We start from the raw sequence: 4,553 nt of genomic DNA on the forward strand, positions 1-4,553 counted from the left end.
TGTGATAAAGAAGTTTCAATAAGCTTTACCATTGAAGGAAAGCTGAAAAGAATAATAGGTAATAGATTGGAAAACAATGGAACAAAGGTTGTTTCTTTTATGATGCCGGCTTTGAATCTCACCGAAATTGCTATTAAACAGTAATACCAATATCTTTAGGTTATGACAAAGAAACTATCCATAAGAGATATTGCGGGCGAACTAAACATATCCAAGACCACAGTATCTCTTATTTTAAATGGTAAGGCAAAGGAAAACAGGATCAGCGATGTGTTGATCGAGCGGGTGGTAAATCATGTGGAGAGGAGGGATTATAAGCCTAACCAGCTTGCAAAAAGCCTTAGCACCGGTAAAACCATGATTATTGGTCTCATGGTCGAAAAAATTTCTGATTATTTCTTTGCGCAGGTAGCTTATCATATCGAAGAGCTGGCTTATCAGAATGGCTATAAGATCATTTATTGCAGTACAGATAATGATGCTCACAAAACCAGAGAACTCATTAATCTTTTTCGTGAAAGACATGTAGATGGATATATCATTACACCTCCGGCAGGCATTGAGCAGGATATCCAGGCATTGATTGATGATGGTTTACCTGTGGTGCTTTTTGACAGATATTTCGAAGAGGTAAATAGCAGTTATGTGATTCTTGACAATTATAAGGCAAGCTTCGATGCAGTAATGTACCTGATTAACAGTGGTCACGAAAATATTGCCTTCGTTGAACTTGATTCCGATCAGAGTCAGATGCTCGATCGGCGAAAGGGATACCTGGATGCCCTGGCAGTGAAAGGCCTTAAGCCGCTGTTGTTAAAAATACCGTTCTCCAGTACAATGGACCAAAAGGCAGCGCGGCTGGTCAACTTTATCAGGAATAATAATCAGCCAGAGGCTATTTTCTTTGCCACAAATTACCTGGCCTTTAGCGGAATAAAAGCACTTAATCAGTTAAATCTTAATATTCCAGGTGATGTGGCCATCGTTGCTTTTGATGATCATCAGGTCTTTGATATTTACGCTCCAACCATAACGGCAGTAGCACAGCCGATTTCAGAACTGGCAAGTCAATCCATCCGCATATTGCTGGATATGCTGGATCCTAAAAAAAATGCTCAGTTTCCTCAAAAGATAGTTGTCCAATCAGCATTCATCGTTCGTGATTCGACTAAAAAATAGCAAAGCAGTGTATTCCTTGTAATTAGAATTTTCTAAAATTTATTTATTTCTGAGTATAACTGATAAATTTAAGTGTCACTAGTGTATGACGACAATAAATACTTTCAGAAATCTTTTTTTCACAGTGGTAGTTGTTCTTGGCAGCAAGATCAGTTTTGGGCAGTTGAACACCAGGCAATCCATTGCCTATTGCACTTCACAAATCCATAAAACGCTTAGTCAGCTTCCTGCAGATAGTGTGAAAAATATACCAAGAAGCATTCTTTCTGGTCAGCAGCAATGGCAGTTCATTAACTATCAGGACTGGTGTAGTGGTTTCTGTCCCGGAATACTTTGGTATGCTTATGAAGGTACACATGATCAGAAATTTAAAACCCAGGCCGATAAATTTTCGCGCGAGCTTACACCACTTTCTACTAGGAAGGCATTTGATCATGACCTCGGTTTTCAGATTTTTAACAGCTTTGGAAATGGTTATCGATTAACAAAGAATCCTGACTATAAAAAGATCATACTCGCCTCTGCTGATACTTTGGCAACCCTGTTCAATCCAAAGGTAGGCACCATTTTATCCTGGCCACGACCAGTTCCCAATATGGAATGGCCACAGCATAATACCATAATTGATAACATGATCAACCTGGAAATGTTATTCTGGGCCTCAAAAAATGGAGGTGATAAAAGGCTCTATGATATCGCTGTATCACACGCCAAAACTACTATGAAAAATCATTTCAGACTGGATTATACTTCTTATCACGCAGTGGTTTACGATAAAGAAACCGGTAAAAAAATAAAAGGTGTAACCCATCAGGGGTATGCAGATGATTCCATGTGGGCGCGCGGACAAGCCTGGGCTATATATGGATATACTATGTGTTACAGGGAAACCAAAGACCCTTTATTTTTAGATTTTGCTCAGGAAGTGACTGATGTTTACTTGCAGCGATTGCCTGCCGATCTGATTCCTTATTGGGATTTCAGTGATCCTGCTATTCCAAAAGCCCCAAGAGATGCTTCTGCAGCAGCTGTTGTTTCTTCAGCTTTACTGGAACTTTCAACGTTTACCAAGGATAAAATTAAGGCAAACACCTATAGGGATAAAGCAGAGCAAATGCTAACTTCTTTATCATCAGTACAGTACCAGAGCAGACAAAAGAATAGTGCTTTTCTTTTACATTCAACGGGACATAAACCCAACGGATCTGAAGTTGATGCTTCTATTATATATGCAGATTATTATTATCTTGAAGCCTTATTGAGGCTTCAAAGGCTTCAAAAGGGCTTAAATCTTAGGAATGCCTTGAAATAAAAGCGTTTACAGAACTGCTTTTATTTGAAAAGTATTAGCCKGATGCAGATATAATCTGCCTATTTTAGGCTACTGAATTAATAAACTGAACAGGGGTGAGGATTTCGCTGATTTTATTGCTTTTTCTTTTTAGCCTAACAGGGCTAAAGGCAACGGATTTTCCTCCTGTGAGCTATTTGGGGATAGAAAATGGCTTGTCCAATAACCTGGTGCGTTCCATTTATCAGGACCACAACGGCTTTATGTGGTTTGGTACCCGCGATGGCCTGAACAGGTATGATGGATATGGATTTAAAGTATTTCGAAACAAGCTCAATGATCCGCATTCTTTGGTGCATAACATTATTCATGTCATAACCAGTGATGTCAGAAATCATTTGTGGATTGGAACCCGCCAGGGAATTAGCGTCTACGATGAGCTTTCCGGAAAATTCAATACCGTAGTTTATCACTCTGCCAAAGGTACGGACACCATAAGGGAAGTGATCAAAGATATTGAGGCAGACGCCAAAGGAAATGTTTTTATCGGGTCTGAAGGCCTTGGCTTGCTCTTATGCAAAGCCGATAAACTTATTGCAGACCAGATTCCCTTAGTTGTAAATGGAAAAGAAACCAGGTCATATGGAGTTCAATCTCTTAAAATGGATCAGAAGGGAAAGCTCTGGGTATTTGTTCAAAATCTTGGGTTATGCGTGCTGGACGAGCATTCAGGCAAGCTTAAACTAATAAACACTTCCCTTAGTATGTCGCTTTGCATGGAAATTCTTGGCAACTATATCTGGATTGGAACAAATAACGGCCTGTTTAAATATGATATGCTTCACAATGGCGTGGAACAGATGTTTGCTACGGGTAATGTGCCAATTAGTAGTGCAGTATCTACACTTAAGTTTGATTCATCAAAAAATCTTTGGATTGGGACAGTTGCCGGACTGATATATCTCCTTAATGGTTCCAGTTCGGAAATAGAATCTTTGAAAACGGCAGATCATAAAAATGCTCTGGACGGTAGCATGATTTATTCTATTTATATTGATAAGGAGTCCAGGAAATGGATCGGAACTTCTTTTATCGGGGTGGGCATCATTGATCCGAATAAAAAGAAATTTCAAACAATCGCGAATGAGCCTGGAAACAAAAAGTCACTGGCAAAGAGTGCCATTACAGCCTTTTACGGTGATCAGGAGGATCAGCTATGGATTGGTACTGAAAACTCAGGACTTAATATCTGGAACAGAAAAACAAACTCATTTGTTCAGCATCAAAATATTCCAGGAGATCCAAAATCCCTTTCGGGAAATTTTATTACCGCTATTATCTCCGATTATAAGGGGGATGTTTGGCTGGGGACTTTTGCCGACGGATTAAACCGATACAACAGATCAACCCAAACTTTTGAGAGATATAAGTGTATTAATCCTCAAACCGGAATAGAAAGTAAAGTTGTGTTCAACTTATACGAAGATCGTGCCCATACCTTATGGGCAGCTACTTTGCGCCGCGGCAGTTTACTGGGAGCTTTATACAGATTAAACCGCACCGAAAATAAATTTGAGCTCTTTGATACCAAACTTACCGACCTGTTTGTATTGCATGAGGATGCCCGAGGTGTTTTTTGGGGAGGGAATCTGAACCAGCTGGTGAAAATCGACAAATTGGGTAAAAAACACCAGTTCTTTAATATTGGTTATACGGTTCGGGTAATTAATGAGGATGCGCGTGGCAATTTCTGGATTGGTACAGAAGGTGGTGGTCTTTTGCTTTTTGATCGAAAGACGGGTAAAATAATTACACGTTATACCACAGAAAATGGACTGTGTAACAATTCCGTACTCAGCCTGCTCGATGATCAGAAGGGTAATCTATGGATCAGCACTTATAATGGGATTTCTAAATTTAACATTGCAAAAAAGGAGTTTACAAATTTTTATCAGAGTGACGGTCTTCAAAGTAACCAGTTTCAGATCAATTCAAGTCTGAGGCTAAAATCTGGAGAGATGGTATTTGGGGGGATAAAGGGATTTAATATTTTTCAGCCTGCAAGTATTGTCCCTGTTAACAA

3 protein-coding genes are annotated in these 4,553 nt (G+C 39.5%); all 3 read left to right on the top strand.

Annotated elements, in window-relative coordinates:
- Window positions 1-162 precede the first annotated feature (162 nt).
- Window positions 163-1,179, top strand: a complete 1,017-nt coding sequence (locus AC1DG9_RS23780; RefSeq protein WP_337716824.1) for a LacI family DNA-binding transcriptional regulator — start codon at window positions 163-165, stop codon at window positions 1,177-1,179.
- An 85-nt stretch (window positions 1,180-1,264) separates the two neighbouring features.
- A complete protein-coding gene (locus tag AC1DG9_RS23785; protein WP_477611809.1) occupies window positions 1,265-2,491 on the top strand; it encodes a glycoside hydrolase family 88 protein in 1,227 nt (408 codons plus the stop codon).
- A gap of 95 nt (window positions 2,492-2,586) precedes the next feature.
- Window positions 2,587-4,553, top strand: a 1,967-nt coding sequence (locus tag AC1DG9_RS23790; RefSeq protein ID WP_477635362.1) for a ligand-binding sensor domain-containing protein, incomplete at its 3' end; no start/stop codon positions are given.

This window comes from Pedobacter sp. 05L430 (assembly GCF_056397585.1).

Excerpts from the sequence above, each read along its gene's own strand:
- AC1DG9_RS23780 (WP_337716824.1), top strand. The coding sequence starts at position 163 with ATGACAAAGAAACTATCCATAAGAGATATTGCGGGCGAACTAAACATA.
- AC1DG9_RS23785 (WP_477611809.1), top strand. The coding sequence starts at position 1,265 with ATGACGACAATAAATACTTTCAGAAATCTTTTTTTCACAGTGGTAGTT.